The sequence below is a fragment of the Streptomyces angustmyceticus genome (assembly GCF_019933235.1).
GTDB classification, from domain to species: domain Bacteria; phylum Actinomycetota; class Actinomycetes; order Streptomycetales; family Streptomycetaceae; genus Streptomyces; species Streptomyces angustmyceticus.
The window spans coordinates 8,084,942-8,104,063 of sequence record NZ_CP082945.1 but is presented as its reverse complement, the minus strand read 5'-3'; the positions used below and the strand labels follow the sequence as shown (position 1 = coordinate 8,104,063).

At 70.9% G+C, this 19,122-nt stretch carries 17 protein-coding genes and 2 pseudogenes; 5 read left to right on the top strand and 14 right to left on the bottom strand.

All coding sequences use genetic code 11. The annotated features are described in order from the left end of the window. The first annotated feature begins 30 nt into the window (after window positions 1-30). From K7396_RS35540 to K7396_RS35785, 4 genes are read left to right on the top strand one after another with little or no spacing between them, the layout of a single operon-like run. Window positions 31-1,992, top strand: a complete 1,962-nt coding sequence (locus K7396_RS35540; protein ID WP_152104920.1) for a Mu transposase C-terminal domain-containing protein — start codon at window positions 31-33, stop codon at window positions 1,990-1,992. Then, complete coding sequence (locus tag K7396_RS35535; RefSeq protein WP_086720051.1) at window positions 1,986-4,127, top strand: DDE-type integrase/transposase/recombinase; 2,142 nt, start codon at window positions 1,986-1,988, stop codon at window positions 4,125-4,127. The genes K7396_RS35540 and K7396_RS35535 overlap by 7 nt, the downstream gene beginning before the upstream one ends. Further along, window positions 4,121-5,155, top strand: a complete 1,035-nt coding sequence (locus K7396_RS35530; RefSeq protein ID WP_223660346.1) for a TniB family NTP-binding protein — start codon at window positions 4,121-4,123, stop codon at window positions 5,153-5,155. Before K7396_RS35535 ends, K7396_RS35530 begins: the two co-directional genes overlap by 7 nt. Window positions 5,156-5,202: 47 nt before the next feature. Next, window positions 5,203-6,246 carry a TniQ family protein gene (locus K7396_RS35785; protein ID WP_263296030.1) on the top strand — a complete coding sequence of 348 codons (1,044 nt, stop codon included), beginning with the start codon at window positions 5,203-5,205 and terminating at the stop codon, window positions 6,244-6,246. Between the two features lie 20 nt (window positions 6,247-6,266). Here K7396_RS35785 and K7396_RS35515 read toward each other — a convergent pair whose 3' ends face one another. From K7396_RS35515 to K7396_RS35510, 3 genes and pseudogenes are all read right to left on the bottom strand, one after another. Beyond that, complete coding sequence (locus K7396_RS35515) at window positions 6,267-6,908, bottom strand: hypothetical protein (RefSeq protein WP_233476825.1); 642 nt, start codon at window positions 6,906-6,908, stop codon at window positions 6,267-6,269. Then, window positions 6,909-7,091 (bottom strand): annotated as a pseudogene (locus tag K7396_RS35780) (tyrosine-type recombinase/integrase); the annotation flags it as partial. A gap of 147 nt (window positions 7,092-7,238) precedes the next feature. Next, complete coding sequence (locus K7396_RS35510; RefSeq protein ID WP_223660345.1) at window positions 7,239-7,616, bottom strand: site-specific integrase; 378 nt, start codon at window positions 7,614-7,616, stop codon at window positions 7,239-7,241. Window positions 7,617-7,725: 109 nt separating this feature from the next. Between K7396_RS35510 and K7396_RS35505 the strand changes: the two genes are divergently transcribed. After that, complete coding sequence (locus K7396_RS35505) at window positions 7,726-8,226, top strand: hypothetical protein (protein WP_143589040.1); 501 nt, start codon at window positions 7,726-7,728, stop codon at window positions 8,224-8,226. Between the two features lie 677 nt (window positions 8,227-8,903). Here K7396_RS35505 and K7396_RS35500 read toward each other — a convergent pair. The 11 genes and pseudogenes from K7396_RS35500 to hppD form a co-directional block, all read right to left on the bottom strand. Further along, window positions 8,904-9,260: a tyrosine-type recombinase/integrase gene (locus K7396_RS35500; protein WP_223660344.1), complete on the bottom strand. Its 357-nt coding sequence runs from the start codon at window positions 9,258-9,260 to the stop codon at window positions 8,904-8,906. An 890-nt stretch (window positions 9,261-10,150) separates the two neighbouring features. Next, a pseudogene (locus K7396_RS35495) lies at window positions 10,151-10,702 on the bottom strand (kinase); the annotation flags it as partial. Window positions 10,703-10,726: 24 nt separating this feature from the next. Next, on the bottom strand, window positions 10,727-10,993 hold the full coding sequence (locus tag K7396_RS35490) for a DUF6042 family protein (RefSeq protein WP_223660343.1): 267 nt from the start codon (window positions 10,991-10,993) through the stop codon (window positions 10,727-10,729). After that, window positions 10,890-11,237 (bottom strand): DUF6042 family protein, encoded by a 348-nt coding sequence (locus K7396_RS35485; protein WP_174886978.1) that lies wholly within the window; start codon window positions 11,235-11,237, stop codon window positions 10,890-10,892. The genes K7396_RS35490 and K7396_RS35485 overlap by 104 nt, the downstream gene beginning before the upstream one ends. Window positions 11,238-11,752: 515 nt before the next feature. Further along, entirely contained in the window at window positions 11,753-12,112 is a 360-nt protein-coding gene (locus tag K7396_RS35480; protein WP_086716237.1) for a 5-carboxymethyl-2-hydroxymuconate Delta-isomerase, read from the bottom strand. Window positions 12,113-12,455: 343 nt separating this feature from the next. After that, on the bottom strand, window positions 12,456-13,541 hold the full coding sequence (locus K7396_RS35475; RefSeq protein WP_086716235.1) for a prephenate dehydrogenase: 1,086 nt from the start codon (window positions 13,539-13,541) through the stop codon (window positions 12,456-12,458). An 89-nt stretch (window positions 13,542-13,630) separates the two neighbouring features. Beyond that, window positions 13,631-14,584: a DMT family transporter gene (locus tag K7396_RS35470; protein ID WP_086716234.1), complete on the bottom strand. Its 954-nt coding sequence runs from the start codon at window positions 14,582-14,584 to the stop codon at window positions 13,631-13,633. Next, entirely contained in the window at window positions 14,581-15,834 is a 1,254-nt protein-coding gene (locus K7396_RS35465; RefSeq protein WP_086716240.1) for an aminotransferase-like domain-containing protein, read from the bottom strand. The genes K7396_RS35470 and K7396_RS35465 overlap by 4 nt, the downstream gene beginning before the upstream one ends. A gap of 65 nt (window positions 15,835-15,899) precedes the next feature. Continuing rightward, entirely contained in the window at window positions 15,900-16,817 is a 918-nt protein-coding gene (locus K7396_RS35460; protein WP_086716232.1) for a phytanoyl-CoA dioxygenase family protein, read from the bottom strand. Continuing rightward, a complete protein-coding gene (locus K7396_RS35455) occupies window positions 16,814-17,986 on the bottom strand; it encodes an alpha-hydroxy acid oxidase (RefSeq protein WP_223660341.1) in 1,173 nt (390 codons plus the stop codon). The genes K7396_RS35460 and K7396_RS35455 overlap by 4 nt, the downstream gene beginning before the upstream one ends. Next, window positions 17,983-19,092 carry a 4-hydroxyphenylpyruvate dioxygenase gene (hppD, locus tag K7396_RS35450; RefSeq protein WP_086716230.1) on the bottom strand — a complete coding sequence of 370 codons (1,110 nt, stop codon included), beginning with the start codon at window positions 19,090-19,092 and terminating at the stop codon, window positions 17,983-17,985. The genes K7396_RS35455 and hppD overlap by 4 nt, the downstream gene beginning before the upstream one ends. Window positions 19,093-19,122: the final 30 nt, after the last annotated feature.

Genomic DNA, 19,122 nt, shown 5'->3' with positions numbered 1-19,122 from the left:
CCAGCCGCCCTTGGCGGGCGGGGTGTTGGGGTGGGGGCGCGAGTCGAGTTCGAGGGCCGCACCTGGCAGGTGAGCGGCCTGGCCGACGGGCGGGTGTATGTGGCCGCCGACGACGGGGCCACGGGGTGTGTGCTGGCCGCCCGTCTGGTGACCGCCCCCGGTTTCAAGGTCGTCGGGCAGGCTGACCCTCCGATTCCGTCGGCCGAGACGTGGGCGGCGCTGCCGCTGGCTGCACGCGAGCGGGCTCTGGCCTGGCAGCGGCACATCCGCGAGATCGAGACCGGGCTGCCCGGCGGCCCTGGCAGTCGTGGGGTTCCCAGAGACGAGTACGACCCGCAGCGGTTCACGCTCGCCGAGCGCGAGCACGCCAAAGCGCGGGAGCTCGCCGCGCTGGGCTGGACGAAGGTCAGCAGAGCAACCGTACAGCGGCGGCGTATCGCCTACCACAAGCAGGGGTTGATGGGGCTGGTCGACCAGCGGACCGTGCGCCCCAGATCCGGGACCGGACGCGCTGACGGCCGGGTGGTGGCCGCGGTGCTGGAGGCGCTGCACTTGCGTCGCGGCCGCAAGGCGGCCACGGTGAAGCAGATCATCGATCTGGCGGAGCGGATCGTGGCGGACCGGCACGGTCCTGGGCGGGTGAAGCTGCCCGCGAAGGCGTCGATGTACCGGCTGGTGAAGGCGATGTCTGATCCGGCCGAGCCGCCGGGCAGTGCGGCGCGCACCGCCACCCGCCCAGGCCCAGCGGGTGGCCCGCCTGCCGCGCTGCGGCCCTCGGAGCGGGTGCAGGTGGCCACCGCCCGCCTGTCGGTCGGCGCGGTGGGCGAGGACGGGACCACGGTGGAGGTGGCGGTGACGGCCGCGCTGGATCAGGCGAGCGGCTGCGTGCTGGCCGCCGTGCTGCACCCGCTACAGGGCGGGCCGGTTCAGTTGTCGGTGCTGCTGGCCGAGATGGCCGTGCCCCGGCCGCTGCGCCCGGGCTGGCCCGCCCTGCTGGAGCAGGCCCACGCGGGCGGGCCGGCGCGGCGGCTGATGTCCTTGCCTGACCGGATCGAGGCCACCGCGGCGCGTCCGACGGCCGTGCCCGAGACGCTCGTCCTCGACCACGGGACGGCCGGCGTCACCTCGGCGGTCCTGACCGTGTGCGAGAGCCTTGGCATCAGCCTGGAGCCGGCCCCGCCCCGGACGGCGGGTGCCCGCTGCGGTGCCCTGCGCACGCTTGAGGTGCTCGCCGGCCTGTTCTCCCGGCACACGGTGGCGGCCCGGCCGCCCGCCGCTGCGGGCGAGAACCGGGCGGACGAGGCGGACGGGGCGTACTGGAGCATGCCTCAGCTGCAGGACCTGCTGGACGAATGGATCACCGGCGTCTGGCACCAGCGCGCCCAGGAGCAGCTGCGGCATCCACTGCTGCCCCGGGCGGGGCTGGCACCGCAGGAGATGTGGCAGGTGCTGCTGGGCGCGGCCGGGAGGGTGCCGCTGCCGCTGGCCGGGCAGCACTATGGCGAACTGCTGCCGGCCCGCCGGTGCGCGGTGACCGAGTCCGGCATTCGGCTGGGCGGGCGCCGCTACGACGATGCGTGTCTGGACGAACACCGCGGCCGTGGGGGCCGGTTCGAGGTCCACCACCATCCACACGACCCGCGGCAGGTCTTCGTCCGGCTGCCCGACGGCCAGCTCCACCCGGTGCCATGGGCACAGTGCGGGCACGCTTCGCGGCCCTTCGACGAGCTACTGCGGCGCCGCACCGGCGCCGTTCTCGCACACCGCGCCGCCGGTACCGGCGCGGGCGCGGATGTGGGTGGCGACGGCGGTGCGCGGCCGGGCGGTGACCGGACCGGCCCCGCACCCACCGCGGCGCAGCCACGGGAGGCGGCCGCCCGGGGCGCCGCCGGTGGCGGCGCGGTGCCCGGCACCGGCGACGCCCGCGCTACGGCCGTGGAGCCGGGCGGGTTGTCGGTGTATGACGCCGAGGCGGAGGCTGGACAGTGGTGAGCACCCCCGGCCGCCCGGTCCGTGCCGCGGCCGCCGCCCGGCGCTGGCAGGTCAAACTCGGGGCGTATGTGACGTTCGAGGGCCGCCCCTGGCAGGTGGCCGCCGTGGCCGGAGCCTCGGTACGCCTCGTCGACGAGGACGGGCAGACCGCCTCGGTTCTGACCTCGCTGCTGTTCGCCGATCCCACCTTCGCGGTGGTGGACTGCCCGGTCCCCGCCGCGGTGCCGTGGGGCCTTTTGGAGGCGGTGCCCGAACGGGAGCGGGAGAGGGCGATGGCCTGGCAGCGGCACATCCGCGAGATCGAGACCGGGCTGCCCGACGGGCCCGGCAGCACCGGCTGCCCCCGGCCCGAGTACGACCCGCAGCGCACCTCGATGGCCGAGCGGGAGCAGGCCAAGGCCGACGAACTCGCGGCTCTGGGCTGGCCGCGTGCCAGCCGGGCCACCGTGCGCCGGATGCGCGCCCGCTACCACACGGGCGGCGTCATGGGCCTGGTCCGGCAGCGCAAGCCGTCGAGCGCGACCGGGCGTGCGGATGAGCGGGTGGTGGCCGCGGTGCTGGAGGCGCTGCGCCGCCAGCGCGGCCGCTCCACGGGCACGCTGAAGGGGCTGCGGGAGTTGAGCGGGCAGATCCTGGCCGAGGCCCACGGGCCGGGCGCGGTGGCGCTGCCGGCGCCGTCGACGTTCAACCGGCTGGTGCGGGTCCTGGCCGACCCGCTGGAACACCCGGGACGTCCCGCCCGCACCGCCACCACCGTGCCGGTGCGGCCGTTCACGCCGGTGGTGGCGCTGCGGCCGGGCGAGCTGGTGCAGGTCGACACCACCCGACTGGACATCATGGCCCTCGGGGAGGACGGAAAGCCGGTGCGCCCGGAGCTCACGATCGCCCTGGACGTGGCAACACGGTCGGTGGTGGCGGCCGTGCTGCGTGAGCAGAGCACCCAGGCGGTGGACGCGGCCCTGCTGCTGGCGGAGATGGCTGTGCCCCACCCGGTGCGGCCCGGCTGGGGCGAGCATCTGCGCCTGGCCCACGCCGCCGTCCCCTACGACCGGCTCCTCGCCCTGGACGCGCGGCTTGAACAGGCGGCGGCGCGGCCGGTGGTGGTGCCGGAGACGATCGTCATCGACCGCGGGCGGGTGTTCCTCTCCGCCGCTTTCCTGGCCGCCTGTGAATCCCTCGGGGTGAGCGTGCAGCCCGCCCCGCCCCGCTCCCCCACCGCAAAGGGCGCCGTGGAACGGACCTTCGGCAGCATCAACACCCTTTTCGCCCAGCACACCGCCGGCTACACCGGCCCCCACATCCTGGCGCGCGGCGAGGCGGTGGAAGACGAAGCCCGCTTCACCGTGGCCCAGATGCAGGAACTGCTGGACGAGTGGATCACCGCGTGCTGGCAGCACCGCCCCCACGACGGGCTGCGCCACCCCCTCCTGCCCAAGAAGGCGCTGTCACCGGGCGAGATGTGGGGTGCGCTGCTGGGCGCGAGCGGCTATGTGCCGCTGCCGCTGACGGGAGCCGACTACAAGGAACTGCTGCCGGTGCGCTTCCACCCGGTCACCGGCCGCGGCATCCGCATCAACTACCGCACCTACGACCACGCCATCCTCAACGAACACCGAGGACGGGCCTGCCCCACCGGCCCCGGCGGCAAGTGGGAGGTCCACCTCAACCCGCACGACGTCCGCCAGATCTACCTCCGCCTGCCCGACGGACACCTGCACGAGATCCCGTGGATCCACCGCGACCACGTCCACGCGCCCATGAGCGAGACCACCTGGCGCCACATCCGCACCACCCTCGAGCAGCGCGCCGAACGCGAGGCCCACGAAGCCGCCCTCGCCGAGGCCGCCGACCAGATCCTGCGCCAGGCCCGGCCCACCACCCCAGCGCCAGCCGCGCCTGCCACAGCGCCGGGCACGCGCGCCGGGAAGGCGGTCTCCCAGGCAGCAGGCGGCGAACCGGCAGCACCGCACCGTACTGCGGCCCAGGCCGCAACGGAGGCGGAGGACAGCCTGGATGCGCTGGACGCCCGAGCCGCCCGGGACGACGTCGGCGCCGATGAGTCCGGCGCACGCACGCTGCCGGCAAGCGGCGCGCTGACGCTGTACGACGCCGACCAGGAGGCCGAACTGTGGTGACCCCTGCCCGCCCTTCGCCCCCGAACGACGGCGAGGCCGCCGCGGGCACGGTGACGACGTTCGACGGCTTCGCCCGGTTCGCACACGCCGCACCCCCCACGCCGCCGCAGCCGGGCCAGGCACCCCGTACGCCGGAGGAACGCCTGGCCTACCACTCGCAGTTCGTCACCGTGCGCACCCCGGCCATCGAATCCCTGGCACGCCAGGTCCGCACCCTGATGATCCTGGGCCGCCACCAGCAGGCCACCGCCCGGCCGTCGCTGATCGTCACCGGCCCGGCCACCACCGGCAAGACCACCGCGCTGCTCCAGGTCGGCCGTACCTGCCACCTCGCCCACACCCGCCGCGCCCACCCGGGCGACACCAGCGTGCCCGTCGCCTACGTGCTGGTACCGCCCGGCGCCACCGCCAAGACCCTGGCCGCCGAGTTCGCCCGCTACCTCGGCATCCCCGTGGCCGCCCGCATGACCACCGCGCAGATCACGACCGCCGTCTGCCACACCTACACCACGGCCGGCGTCGCACTCGTGCTGATCGACGAGATCCACCGGCTCAACCCGCGTACCTCCAGCGGCGCGGAGGCCGCCGACTGGCTCAAGGACCTCACCGAACGTATCGGCGCCACATTCGTCTACGCCGGCATCGACGTCACCGCCAGCGCCGTTTTCAGCGGAGTACGCGGCGCACAGCTGGCCGGACGCGCCTCTTTGATCGACTGCGGAGCGCTGCCCGCCCGCGCCGGCCACCGCGAGCCGTTCCGCGAGCTGATCACCGCCCTGGAAGCGGCCCTCGACCTCACCGCGCACCGCACCGGCAGCCTGCCCAGGCTGGCGCCGTACCTGCACGAACGGACCGCCGGACGCATCGGCAGCCTCTCACGCCTGATCCGCCAGGCCGCCATCGAAGCCATCTGCGAAGGCACCGAACGCATCACCAAGACCCTGCTGGACACCATCGCACTGGACCACCTCGCCGAAGAGCACTACCGGCCCCGAACCCCCGCCCGCCGCACCCGCCCCGGCCGGTGACCGCCCCCACCCAGGCCCGCCCCACGCCCGCGGTGCGGCCCGGCACGATGTGGCCCAGCCCGCCCGGCGCGCTGCGCGTGCGACCGCTGCCCCGCGAAACGGCAGCCTCCTACCTCACCCGCCTCGCCGCCGCCTACCACCTCTCCCCCGCCCACCTCCTGGACGGCCTGCACATCACCGCCACCGGCACCCCCGCCGCCCCGCACGCCACCGAACTCCACCTCAGCAACGAAGCCGCCCGCCGCCTGGCCGCCTTCACCCGCATCCCGCCCGCCCACCTCAACCGCGCACTGACCCGCCGGCCCCCGCCCGCCACCATCGCCACCGCCCCCACCGCCACCGCCCGCTGGCAGCCCCTCGTCCCCGCCGTGCAGCCCCTGCCGGCCTGCCCCGCCTGCACCCTGCGCCGCCCGCCCCACCACGCCGCCCCCGCGTGGATCCACCCCGCGCCCGACCTGCCCCGGGCCATGATCTGCACCCGTCACCATCAAGCCTCCAGCGACCCCCGACAGCGCATCCCCCTCGACATCCGGACCCTGCCCGAACTCACCCACGCCCGCCTCACCGCCCGCCGGCCGCCCACCACGGCCTCCCTGAGCTGGGCCACCACGATCACCACCCGCTGGTACGACCACCACCAGCACCTCCACACCCGCTGGCACACCCGCCTGCACCAGCTCACCACCGCCAACCCCCACCTCACCCACAGCCCGGCCTCCCCCGCCCTGACCTGCCGGACCCTGATCACCTACCCCGAAACCCTCACCCTCGCCACAACCCTCGACCGCCTCCCCCGCCACCCCCCTGACCCGCACCCAGCAGACCGCCTTCCTCCACCACCTCGCCCGCCGCCTCCACCTGACCCGCCTCGCACCCGCCGACCACGACCTGCTCTGGCAACGCCTCACCACCCGCTGAACCAACCCACACCCCACACCGCCCCAGCCCTCACCCAGCCGGCCAGCACCGGTACCTATAGACGCGCCAACCACACTGAGCAAAAACCACCACCCCGCTCAGCACACTGCGCAACACCAAACACCCAGCTCAACCCACGTATCCCCCGACACCGGGCACCCGGTTTCGCGTAAGCCCCACCGACTGATCAGAACTACCACCCAGTACGACTGAACAACAGCAGGCCACAATCAAGATCAATAAGCACGCCATCAGCTACGCCATAGGGGGCTTGCAGTGCTGCGAGGTCGCGGGCGCGGAAGGCGGTGCGCCAGGTGCGGTGGAAGTAGTCCTGGGGGCGTCGCAGGTCGAGGGTGAGGGCTTCGTCAAGGATGCCGAGGGCGGCCAGGGCCTGCTCGAGTCCTTTGATGGCCTTGGCGGTGGGTTCGAAGACGGTGTGGAGGTAGTCGGCGGTGGCGTCGTCGGGGGCGTTCTCGGCGATGGAGCGCCATTGTTCGGCTTTGCGTCGCCAGTAGAGGAGGTCTGCGCCGGAGAGGATGAAGTTGTCGCAGTTCTCGCAGTCGAGTTTCCAGGGGCAGGCTCCGCCGTTGACGACGGGTTGGTAGGTGCAGAATCCCCTGTCGGCGGGGGTGCTGCGGCGGGAAAGGTCCAGGGCCAAGGCGAGGGCGGTCTCGCGGTCCACGGGGGTGGTGTCGCCGGAGAGGAGTTCACCTGGGTTGGGAGCCCCGGGTCCGGCCACCCAGACCGTGTTCAGGACGTCTTCGAGGTCGCTGTTGGTGATCTTCACGTAGTGCTCGGCCATGCGCTCGGACAGCTGGCCGAGGTAGCGGCGCATGTGGGTGAGTGTGGCGCCGGCGCGCAGCAGGTTGGTGGCCAGGGTGTGGCGGGCCTGGTGGGCGACGTACGCGCCGCCGAGGTCGAGGTCGGAGATCCAGGTCCTGAAGCGCTCGTTGAAGTGTCCATAGGAGATCGGCTGGCGGCCGTTGGGGTTGCGGATGCGGGAAGGGAACAGGGCCAGGCCGGGGCGTTCCGCAGCCGCTGGAGTCCGGCCGTAGCGCTTTTCGAAGAGTTGGAGTGTCTTGGTGCGTCGGGCGTCGAGGCGCTGGTAGATGGGCTCGGGGATGCGGATGCCCTCGTTGTAGTTGCCGACCTTGGTCTGGTCGTGCTATAGCATGGCAAGGCCTCGGTAGCGGCCGATGCAGTCCAGGCGCAGTCCGACGACCTCGCTGCAGCGGCGCCCGGTGGCGACGATGGTCTCCCAGATGTCCCGCAGGCCCCGGTCGTTGAGGTCGAGCTCCTCCAGGCGGCGCAGGTTGGCCTCGTCGGTCAGCGCGCGGGCGACGTCGTCGCTGAAGGGGTTGCGGGAGCGCTGCTTGAGGCCGGTGCCGCCGAAGGGGATGGCGGTCAGGAAGCCGGTGTCGATACCGAGGCGCTCGGCCTGGCCAGCGGGGATGGCGCTGTAGAGCAGCTTGCGCGCCTGGTTGAAGACGAATTGGCAGCTCAGGTCGGTGACCGTGGGGGATCGTCCGTCGACCAGGACCATGCCCAGGGACGGCGGCCATGGCGGGCGCGGTGGCGCTGGTCGGCGACGAACCGCTCGGCGTGCTCACGGCACAGCACGGTGGGGTCATGGCCTGCCTCGGGGCATCGGCTTGGAGGAAGACACCCAGTTCGACCGCGGCGCGGCGCATCTGGCCAAAGGGACCTCGGGTGCGGGGACATTGCGGGGACCGAAGCCACTCGGTGAGATGGTCCCAAAGCAGGTCGCGCAGCCACCGCTGAGGTACGGCGGTGATGTTGAAGTGGCTCTGGGCGTTCTTGAAGCGTCGCCCGAAGTGATCGGTCTCCAGGAAGCCGGCGTCTTTCGTGTCCGAGGGGCTGTAGTAGACGCAGCGCAGACCGTTGACGATCTCCCAGATGATCTTGCGGACTTCGGAGTCCATCTGCTTACGGGAAAGGTTCTTGTAGCCCTGGTCGTGCAGGTCCATCAGGGACGTGCTGCCGCCTCGCTGACAATGTCTGACGAGATTCCTGATGCCGTTGGTGGTCCACTCGGAGTGCTGTGCGACCTGGGCATGTGTGTGCAGGCCCCACTGGATCTCGGCCCGCAGCAAGGGAGGCAGTGGGTGGAGGTTGACCAGTCCCGGCTGTGACACAGGTTCCGTGGTGGCACACCATGCGTGGAAAGCGGACTCATCGTCGTACGTTACGGGGAGCGGGCGTCCGTCTTTGATGCGACCGTGGATGCGTTCCGACCGGGCTCCTCCCAGACGCTGCTCGGTTTGGTAACGGGCCTGGTGCTGGATACACAGTCCCACCGAGCCGCAGGCCAAGAACGGGCAGCGGGCTTTGCAGAGGCCGAAACCGGGTAACGCGCGCTGGTCCAGAGCCCATCGTTTGAGGTGTTTTCGGTCGACACGCGCCGCCGAACCGTACTGCCAGCGGCTCTGGTGTTGATGGCACAACTGGGTTGTGGGGCTGAGGGCCGGGCGGTCGGGGCAGATCCGGCAGCGCCCGTAGTCCACTCCCCGCGCGGCCGGAAGAGGCGTTGCGGCGTGCATGAAAGCGCGCTTGGACTGGCCGGCCCGCTCTGCCTGCTCCCACTCGAGGCAGTGAGAACCGCACAGGTTGTGGCTGACGCGGCGGATGCGCTCGCAGCCGTCGGCGCCGCACTGCCAGGCGAAGACCGGGTGCTGGGGCGGGATGAAGATCAGTGTGTCGCGGAAGAGCGGATCGAATGAAGGAGCCTCTATGAGGGCCGTGAGCAGTTCGAGCCGGTCGCGGCCGATGCGGGTGGTGTCGGTGCGGCCGGGCAGCAGCGTCAGCGGGATCACGGCTGTGTCCCCCAGACCTGCTCCAGCGCTGCGGTGAAGACCGGGTCGTGGACGTCTACGTGGCCGTAGACCTGCTCGACGGTCGCCGCTGAGGCCCAGCCGCCGGCGTCACGCGCGATCACAGCGTTGCCCCGTGCGGCGTCCAGCACCGCGGTGGCGAAGCTGTGCCGGAAGGCGTGCGGGACCACCCGGCCGATCTCCACACGGGTTGCGGACCGGCGCAGCACGCCGCGGGCCGCGGCCGTGGTCCACGGCTGCCCCCGGGTGGGGCCGTGCAGACTGACCAGGAGCATGTCGTGAGCGGTCTGGGCGGGGTACTGGGTGGTGATGTACTCGAAGTAGGTGTGAATCATCGCCGGACTCACCCGGCGCACCGTCCCACCACTGCCGTCCTGCGACGTCCAGGGGACTTGGTCTTCACCCGGGCCCGGTTGGCGTTGTCCTCACGGTGACAGATGTGCACGTGCGGCCCCCGGCATTGACCGCACGCGGCCTGCTCGCGCAAGTGCAGGTCGACCAGACGCAGCCCGCACAGCTCACCGATCCGGAACCCGCCGTCGGCCAGCCACGTGACCACCATCCGGCCCCGCGCGCACGACACCGCCACCAGCAACGCCTCCCGGGCACCTTCCGGCAGCATCTTCGGATGCCGGCGCATCCGCTCCGCCGGAGCCAGAGGATTCGCGGGCATGCTGTGCAGGACGTGCCCGAGCATCGCCCGCCGGCGGTCCGCCCGCGTCGGCAAACGGGTCACGCGCAGTGCCTCCGCCAGTGCCGGGTTCACGCCGTGGGTGCCCAGGTGAAGGCAGAAGCCCTTCAGACAGGCCGCGACGGTCTTCAGTGCGCTGTGTCCGTAGGGGCGTTTCCCCTCGCGCCACGGCAGACCGAACGGCCCCGGGTAATCCGCTCCGAGAGCGGCCATGTAGTGCCGCACGTCCTCAAGCGACACCGACTCCGTGTTCAGGCCCGCGAACCGCAGCCACCGCAGATGATCCACCAGCACATACGCGTACGTACGGTCCGTGCCCGCCCGGCAGGTACGCAGGAACCCGTCCGCCTCCGCCACAAGCGTGCAGTCCGTGTCCACGATCGTGTAGGACACCCGACCGTCCCCACGAACGATCTCCTGTCCGGCACTGACAACAGGATGTCGCGGGCGTCTGCTCCGGGGCCGGATCGCGCAACAGGCGCAGGCGGCCCGCTGTTTCCAGCGGGCCGCATCGTTAGCAGTCGATCGGGACCACCCTGCCAGGCCGCTCTCGTGCAGGATCTGCTGGATGGTGTCGTCCAGGGTGCTGGACGGGTCGATGACGGTCTCCAAGCCGTCGGGCAGCAGGTCTTTCTCCCCGTACCAGTTGCGCAGGTGGTCGGCGATGACGTGCTTGAGGTACTCGGCATCGGGTTTCGTCGCGTGCCGGAGCAGCGTCTCCGTGTAGGGCACGTTGCGGTAGTAGCAGCGCGAGACGCCACGGTGGGCGCGCACCAGGTCCTGGAGCACCGAGCCGTAGCGGTCGGCGTACAGGATGCCTTCCACGACGACGTGGAAGCCGTCGTCCAGGGCGTAGCGGGCAGTGAGGTCGATCAGGCCGATGTTCGCGCCACCGGGCCGGTCACGTTCGCGCAGCACGATCCGGCGCAGATTGTCCTGGCCGACGATCGCGAGGTTGCGGCCGAACTTCTCGCGCAGGCCGGCCGCGACGGACGACTTCCCCGAGGCGCTGTTGCCGCGGACCACGCTGAGGCGTGTGTCTTCAGTTCCCACCACACCCGGCACGATAGCGACGGCCACTGACACGACCTGCTCTCACTGAGCTGCGGACTACGCAGGGCCCGTCTCAGTCGCTCGCCGTCGGCCTACGCTCAGCCGCATCCGCGTCTTGTGGCAGTGATCCCAGTTCATGACCAGGCGGAAGCGCTGATGCGCCTCCAGCCGTTCCGCGTCGGCCTGCTCCTGCCCTCGACGCACCTGAGCGTCACCAGCCTCAACGAGTTCCGCAAAGGCGATGCGGACATCGTCGGCATCGCCGCGGTGGCAGCCGCCAGGCGGTCCAGAAAGGTGAGTACCTCTGCGGCTCGCCCAGATCATCGACCAGGTATTCGATGAGCCCGTTGACGAGCGGGCCGGTGCGCGTCGTCCAGCGGATCCATTCGAGCCGTTTGGTGAGGTCGGCGTCCAAAGGCAGCAGGTCACCAGGCAGCGGCAGCGCGGCGGGCACGGACCATCGGGTGCCGTCCGGTGTCTCCTCGCGGCGCGCCAGACCCCACATCAGGTAGTGCTCGGAAACGTCCCGCACGGTCGTGGGCACCGGGAAGCCGGCGGCCGTGAACACGGCGCCGAACGTCTCCCAGCGGTTCGTACGCCCGCACGCCACAACCTGTTCGGCACATCACATACCTGCCGGCCGGCAGCCACGTCATCACCGACACGGTCAGGGACTCTGCCAGACACCGCGCGGGAACGCCCGCAGCCGTTCCCACCGATCACCAACCAGCGCTGCAGACCACGCCGAGACCACAACAAGCGACCGACCACCGCAAACCAAGCCACTCGGCGACGGGCACCCCACTTCCCGACAGGCGAATCTATAACCGCCCCGGTGGCTGGAACTACGTGAACATTTTGCGCGGAGATGAGTCACTGGCTGTGCGGGGTGCAGGGGCTGTCTTCTCGTGGTCTGCGCGCGAGCGGAGGGCGCCGGGGTTGTTGTCCTCGAGGCCCTTGCGCAGGACCGGTCACATTCACCGGCTCTCCGCCGACTTCCCCGGATACGAGTTGTTGTCGCCGCCGTCGAGCGTCCCGTGGTCGTGAGGCCAGATCGCCGGATGCCGGTCCGTCACGGGCGGATCATTGGACGTGCTTGCGGTAGGCGCCGCTGAGGTCGGACACGTCCACGGAGGCGTGGACGACCGTGTCGGGCACTGCCGCCGTGTGACTGCGCACCAGGTCGAGTACCGCTTGGCTGAGTGCGGCCTTGGTCTCCGTCGTGCGGCCCGGCAGGATCGCGAAATCGATGTGGATCAGAGCCTGTCCGGGCTCTCCGTTGGCGATGACGGCTTCGTCGAGGCGCCGGAAGCGTGTCTTGCAGCTTTCGACGGTGATGCCGTCGACCGTTTTGGCGGCCAGGGTGTGCAGTTCGAGTGCGAAGCGGCGGCGGTCGAAGAAGCCGTCCAAGGGCGCGTCGTAGTCAACGGTGATGTGCGGCATGTGATTCTCCCAGGTGGTCGAAGGTGGGCTTTCCAGTGCTCCATTGCTCATCAGGCCGCTCGCCCCACGAAGTTGACGGCCTTACGAGACAGCGAAACTCTGGACCGCGCGCAAAAAGGCGTCGTTGTCTTCGGGCGGTCCAAACCGTGACACGCACACCGTCCTTCCCGGAGACGCGGACCGTGATGCCCCTTGCGGCGCAGTGTCCGCCGAAACGCGCGGAACGCTCCCGCAGCGGCAACCACAGGGAGCCGGCCCGCGAAGACGAAACCTCGCGACCGGCCCCCGGCATCACCGCGCCGAGGCGTCAGCGCTCCCGTCCCGATACGCGCACGGCGGGGCCCTACCCGACCGCCCAGCCCCGGTCGCGGAGGGCGTCGGTGAGGGGGCGTGCCACGTCCGGTGCGACCAGGAGCTCGACCGCGCTGCGCGGCGGTGCCGTCGTCTCCGGAAGCAGCAGGTCCTCCAGGTCCACCCGTGCCTCGGTCACATCGTCGAGCAGCCGTTCCAGGCGGCGGTCCCGGTCACCGAGGGAGACCGAGAGCACGGTGCGGGAGCCCGCGCCTCCGTTGCCGTGGGTGGTCGCGATGCGGGCCCGGCCCTCGATGCCGCGCCGCAGCATGTCGGTCAGGTCCGCCAGTGCGCCGTCCTGCTGCTCCGGTCCTCCTTCGGTCAGCCGGTCCAGCGCGTCGGCCGTTCTTTGCAGGTCCGCGGTGAGCTGGGTGAGCAGCGCGCTGACGGCGGGGGCGTTCGCGGCGAGGATGTCCGTCCACAGCCCGGCGTCGCCGGCGGCGATTCTGGTGACGTCCCGCACACCGCGGCCGGCCAGCCGCACCGCGTGGTCCTCCCCCTCCAGCAGCCGGGCCGCGGTGAGGCTCGCCACCAGGTGCGGCAGGTGGGAGACGAGGGCCACCGCCCGGTCGTGGTCCGGCGGATCGAGCAGTACCGGGACGGCGCCGCACAGCGACACCAGCTCCAGGGCGCGGTTGAGGGCGGCTTCGGTGGTTTCCGGGGTCGGGGTGAGCACCCAGTGACGGTCCTGGAAGAGGTCGGCACGGGCCGGGAGCGGCCCGGAGCGTTCCCGCCCGGCCAGCGGATGCCCGCCCACCAGGGCGGCGGTGTCGCAGCCGAGGGCCAGGCATTCGGCGTGCGGCAGCGCTTTGACGCTCGCCACATCCGTGTACACCCTGGCCAGCTCGGCCTTCTGGTGGCCCGCGATGGTCCTGGCGACGTCCGAGGGCGGCACGCAGATGACGGCGATGTCCACGGGTGCCGAAGGTGGTGCGGGCGTCCCCGCGCCGCGCGCCGCGGCGATCCGGATGCTGTGGGGGTCGCGGTCGATGAGGTGGGTGGTGACTCCCCGGCCGGTCAGTGCCAGGGCGATCGATGTGCCGATGAGACCGGTTCCGACGACTGCGGCGGTGTGCAAGGTGTCGCTCCTCGACCGTGGCGGGATGGGGCGCGACCGTCCCGGCCCATCCGGGAAGTGGACGGGCCCGGACGGACCTTGGGACGGGGCTACCGGTCGGCGGCGCTCTGGGCCGCCGGCTCGGCCGGTTCCGCCGGCGGCGCGGGGAAGCGGTCTCCGGTCAGCCGCCGTAGCAGCGCGGGGTTGGTCAGCATCACGGCGTTGCCGACCAGGATCAGGAAGACGCCCGCCAGGTCCCGCGCCGTCCAGTGGAACTCCTCGAACACCGTGGACAGCAGGAGCGCCACGATCGGGAAGAGCACCATCGCGTACGCGGCGCGCTCGCCGCCGATCCGGCCGAGCAGGGTGAGATAGGCACCGAAGCCGATCACCGAGCCGAAGACGGCGAGATAGACGAGCGAGCCGGCGTACTGCGGCGTCGGGTCGAACAGGGCCCCGTGCCCGAAGAACACGGCGAACGGGGCCATCAGCAGCGCTCCGTACGCCATGGCGTACCCGGTGCCCTGGATCACCGGGATGCCCGCGGCCTGGGTCTTGCCGGAGACCACATTGCCCAGGCAGAACACCAGGGTGCCGAGGGCCGAGAGCACGATGCCCTGCCCCGATCCGGAGGAGAGGCCGAAGTTCTGGAACTCCGGCCAGAACACCGTACCGATCCCCAGCAGCCCGATCGCTCCGCCGAGGAGCATCTTCGCGGTGATCGCGCGCTTGAAGAAGAGGCGGGCGAACGCCATGTTCACCACCAGCGACATCGCGAAGATGATCGAGACGAGGCCGGTGGTGAGGTGCTGCTCGGCGAAGTAGAAGCACACGAAGTTGGTGGAGAACATCAGCGCGCCCATGAGGGCGAACTGCCCGTGCACGCGTGCCGGATAGCGCAGCGGCAGCCCGCGCAGGCGCGCCCAGGCCAGCAGGATGACGGCCGCCAGCGCGAACCGGTAGGCGATCGATGCCGTGGGGTGTACGTCCCCGAGCTGGCCCTTGATGGCCAGCCAGGTGGAGCCCCAGATCAGCACCGTCACCACGTACAGGAAGGCGTTCATGCGCAGCTCCGTTCCAGCAGACCGACCAAACGGCGTGCTCCTTCGGCAACTTGAGCAGGCGTCAGATAGCTGAGGGAGAGCCTCATCTGGTGCCGTCCGCCGCTGTCCGGATCCGGATAGAAGTAACTCATGGGCGTCCAGATCACCCCGTGCTCGCGAGCGGACTCTTCGAGCAGCGCGTTGTCCGCTGGGACGGGCAGGGTCAGGGTGAGGAAGAAGCCGCCCTCGGGCGAGTTCCAGTGGATCCCTGCCGCCTCGCGTCGCTCCGGAGGCAGCAGCCGGTCGAGCGACTCCAGCAGGACCTTCAGGTTCTCCTGGTAGAAGTCGGCGGCCGGCTTGTTGGCCTCCCGCAGGCGGAAGTCATGGGTGAGGAGCATGCCCCCGATGACCGCCTGGCTGAGCGCCGGGGTGTTGACCGTCACCATGCCCTTGATCTTGGACAGTTCGTCCGCCAGGAGCGTACGGCTGCCGTCCGGCGCCTGGACATGCTGGTCGGCGACCACATAGCCGACCCGGGCTCCGGGGAAGCAGGTCTTGGCGAAGGAACCGAGGTAGATGACGCGCCGCCGGCTGTCCAGCGCCTTGAGCGTGGGCAGGCCGGTACCGGTGCGCGTGAAGAATCCGTACGGATTGTCCTCCAGGAGGAGCAGGTCCTCCTCCTCGGCCATGTCGAGCAGACGGTGGCGTGTGGGGAGGGGCAGGCAGGTGCCGGTGGGGTTGGAGAAGTCCGGAACCAGGTAGAGCGCGCGCGGCCGTTTCCCGGCCGCTCGCAGGTCGGCGACGGTCCGTCGCAGGACGTCCGGGTCGATCCCGTTCTCGCCCTCGGGCACGTGCACGGTCTCGATGTCCAGCAGCCGGGCCGCTCCGGTGATCCCGACATAGCAGGGCGAGGAGACCAGCAGGACGTCCGAGGAGTCACGGAACAGCGCGCGAAGGGCGAGAAACATGCCCTCCTGGCAGCCCACGGTGACGACGAGGGATGCGGGGTCCGCGTCGATGGCCTCGTCGTTGCGCAGGGCGCGGGCCACCAGCTCATGGATCTGGCCGTTGGTCCGCCCGTACTGGAAGAGCTGTGTCCGGACCTCGTCGGGGGTCCGGCCCAGGTCCTCGGAGAGGTGCCGGGTGTACGCGTCGAGGTAGTCGCCGATCCGCTCGACCTCGAACAGCCCTTCGTAGGGGCGGCCCGGCCCGAAGGAGATCGCTTGCGGGTAGCGGGAGGTGACCTCGTTGAGGAAGTTCATCACTTCCATGAGCGGGTCGCCGAGCGAGCCGTGCAGCTCGTCGGCGGCCAGCACGGTGGTCGGGGAAACGTGACTCACCGGGGGTCCTCCCACAGGACGGGGCAGAAGTCCGCGTCGTGGTAGTCGGGGTTGCCGTTCTCGTCCTTGCCGACGAGCACATCGTTGTTGTAGACGACGAGGTCGCCGGAGGACAGCTCGAAGGGCCGCCACTGGTTGGTCCGGTCCTGCAGGTGCAGCGAGATGGCCCGGCGGGGACGGTCGCTGAGGTTGTAACCGCTGCCGTGGTAGGTACGGCAGTGGTGGAAGCTGATGTGTCCCTTGGGGATGTTCACCGGAACCTTGCGCACCTGAGCGTTGTTGAACGCGGCGTTCTCGGAGAGCATGTCCTCGAGCTCCGACCGGTCGCGGTCGGCGAAGTGGCGGCTGGTGGAATCGTCGCCGCCGGTCTCCTTCCAGCGGTGGCTGCCGTCGACCATCGTGATCGTCCCCATCTCCTCGTCACAGTCGTGGAAGGGGATGAAGGCGGTGAGCATCTCGTCGGAGGAGCAGGTCTGCCAGTAGTGGCGGTCGAAGTGCCACGGCACGATGTTGCGGTCATCGTCCGCACGCTGCGGCTTGTGGATGAGCGTGCTGTTCCACAGCCGTATCTGGCTGGTCCGCGCGATACGTGCCGCGACCGCCGCGATCAGCGGCTTGGCCAGGATGCTGCGGATGGTCTCGTCCTCGTAGAAGATGTAGTCGTTGTGCCGGTGCACATCGCCCTTCGACGGCTCCCAGTACGCCAGGCGCGGCGGCCGGGCCGGCAGGGTGCGGTCCCGGTGGCCGGCGTAGAAGCGGTCGGCCGCGGAGTTCAGCAGGTCGGCCTCCTCGTCGGTCAGCAGCTTCTTCGACAGATACCAGCCGTGCTCCTGGTAGAACCGCACGTCTTCCTCGGACGGCAGCAGGTCCCGCTCGGCGTCGGTCAGCGCGAAGCGTGCGTCGTTCGTCGTCATGCCATTTCCTTGTCGTTCGAAGTGGGGTGGAACGGAAGGTCCGCGGAGGGGTGGAGCAGGTCCCGGGTGATGGTGTCGAGGCGGGGACGCCCGGTCAGTGCCATCGCTTCCTCCAGCTCCGCCCGGAGGGTGGCCAGGACCCGTTCGACACCGTCGGCGCCGTCGACGGCGAGGCCCCAGAGCACGGGACGGCCGACCAGCACGGCGCGGGCCCCGAGCGCCAGCGCCTTGAGCACGTCCGTACCGCGGCGGATGCCACCGTCGACGAGGACCTCGCACTCGGGCGGCACGGCGGCGACCACTTCGGGCAGCGCGTCCAACGCCGGTATCACGCCGTCGAGTTGACGGCCACCGTGGGTGGAGACGATCAGCCCCGCCACCCCGAGATCGGCCGCCCGCCGGGCGTCCTGCGCGGTGAGTACGCCCTTGAGCACCAGCGGCAGACCGGTCAGCGACCGCAACCAGGCCAGGTCCTCCCAGGTGAACGCGGCGTCATGGTGCAGCGCCGCGTGTTCGGCCAGGGTGGAGTTGCCGGACCGGCCCTCGTGCAGTCCGGCCCGTTGGCTGATGTCCAGGTTGGCCGGCCGGACGTACGGCGGCAGGCTGAACCCATTGCGCAGGTCACGCTCGCGGCGCGCCATCCGCGGGGTGTCGACGGTGATCACCAGGGCCCGGTAGCCGGCGGCTTCGGCCCGCCGCACGAGGGACTCGGTGACCTCTCTGCGGCGCATCACATACAGCTGCAGCCACAGCGGGCCGGGCGCGGCCCGCGCGGTCTCCTCGATCGTCTTGCTCGCGAAGGTGCTGGTGATGGTGAGCGCACCCACCGCACCGGCCGCGCGGGCGGTCGCGATCTCGCCGTCCGCATGGACCAGCCGGTGGTAGGCCATCGGCGCGATACCGATGGGGACCGACACCGGCCGGCCGAGCAGTGTGGTGCCCAACTCGAGGTGGGACACGTCGACGAGAGCCCGCGGACGCAGCCGGTAACGGTCGTAGGCCGCGCGGTCCTCGCGCAGCGTCACCTCGTCACCGCTGCCACCGGCGATGTAGTCCCATACGGACCGGTCGAGCCGGGCACTTGCCGCCGCCGCGTAGTCCTTGGGGGACAGCGGCGAGTCCTCCGGGGCATGGTGCGGTTCGGCCCGCCCGGCCACCGGCGCGGTCACCCCTCGGTCCTCGCCGCGGCGCCGACCGGAACGCCGGCATCCGGGCCATCGGCGCGCTCGCGCTCCACGGCCTCGTAGAGGGCCTTGATGTTTCCGCTGCCGAAGGTCCGCGCCTCGAGCCGCTGGATCAGCTCGAAGAACACCGTACGGCGGGCGTAGGGGGAGCGGGTGAACACCTGGACCAGCTGGCCCCATTCGTCCCGGTCGGCCAGCAGGCCCAGTTCTTGCAGGACCTCGGTGTCGATGTCCACCTCGATGCCCCGGTCGGCCAGCGCGGAGTAGTAACCGGCCGGGGTCGACAGCAACTCCACGCCGGACGCGCGCAGTTCGCGGGCCGCCCGGACGATGTCGTTCGTGCCGTAGGCCACGTGCTGGACACCGGGACCGTCGAAACCGTCGAGGAAGTCGTTGAGCTGACCGCGGTCGCCGACCGGGTCCGGCTCCACCATGGTGAAGGTGACGCCCCGGGTCTCGTCCTGCACGACCTTCGAGGCCATCGCCTGGCCACCGACGACTATGTACTCGTCGTAGGTGTGCCGCAGCCCCAGCGCCCGCTGATAGAAGTCGACCATGGTCTCCAGCGAACCGGCGCGCAGGCACAGGGCCAGGTGGTCGACCGAGCGCAGCAGCTCGGGTCCCGGCGCGGCTACGGCGGCAACGGGCCGGTATCGCTTGGGCAGGAACGCGCCTGTCGGCTCGTCACGCTGCACGAAGCTGTGGACCAGGTCGTTGGTCGCGGCGATGGTGGCCCGGGTGACCCGGCCGGTGGGGTCCTCGAAGGTCTGCGGTTCCGAGACGACCTCGGCCCCTGCCGCCACCGCCCGTTCGAAGTCGCCGACCGCGTCGTCCGTCCGCAGGGCCACATCGCGGACCCCGTCGCCGTGCCTGCGGACGAACCGCGAGGCCGCGTGGTCGGCGTGCAGGGCGGAGGTCAGCACCAGGCGGACGCCGCCGTGCGCCAGCACCAGCGAGCGGGCTCCGGCCAGGCCGGTGAGCGGCCCCGCCTCGGCCACCACCCGGAATCCGTAGGTACCGCAGTAGTAGTGAGATGCCTGGTTGACATCCCCGACGTAAAACTCGACATGGTCGACGGAATGGACAGTCACGTTGATCCAATCTCGCGTTCAGAAAGGTGA

What these genes read in the sequence shown, in the direction of transcription:
- K7396_RS35785 (WP_263296030.1), top strand. Translation starts at nt 5,203, where the DNA reads ATGTGGCCCAGCCCGCCCGGCGCGCTGCGCGTGCGACCGCTGCCCCGC.
- K7396_RS35515 (WP_233476825.1), bottom strand. Translation starts at nt 6,908, where the DNA reads ATGCGCCGCTACCTCGGCCAGCTGTCCGAGCGCATGGCCGAGCACTAC.
- K7396_RS35510 (WP_223660345.1), bottom strand. Translation starts at nt 7,616, where the DNA reads ATGGTCCTGGTCGACGGACGATCCCCCACGGTCACCGACCTGAGCTGC.
- K7396_RS35500 (WP_223660344.1), bottom strand. Translation starts at nt 9,260, where the DNA reads ATGATTCACACCTACTTCGAGTACATCACCACCCAGTACCCCGCCCAG.
- K7396_RS35490 (WP_223660343.1), bottom strand. Translation starts at nt 10,993, where the DNA reads ATGATCTGGGCGAGCCGCAGAGGTACTCACCTTTCTGGACCGCCTGGC.
- K7396_RS35480 (WP_086716237.1), bottom strand. Translation starts at nt 12,112, where the DNA reads ATGCCGCACATCACCGTTGACTACGACGCGCCCTTGGACGGCTTCTTC.
- K7396_RS35470 (WP_086716234.1), bottom strand. Translation starts at nt 14,584, where the DNA reads ATGAACGCCTTCCTGTACGTGGTGACGGTGCTGATCTGGGGCTCCACC.
- K7396_RS35465 (WP_086716240.1), bottom strand. Translation starts at nt 15,834, where the DNA reads ATGGAAGTGATGAACTTCCTCAACGAGGTCACCTCCCGCTACCCGCAA.
- K7396_RS35460 (WP_086716232.1), bottom strand. Translation starts at nt 16,817, where the DNA reads ATGACGACGAACGACGCACGCTTCGCGCTGACCGACGCCGAGCGGGAC.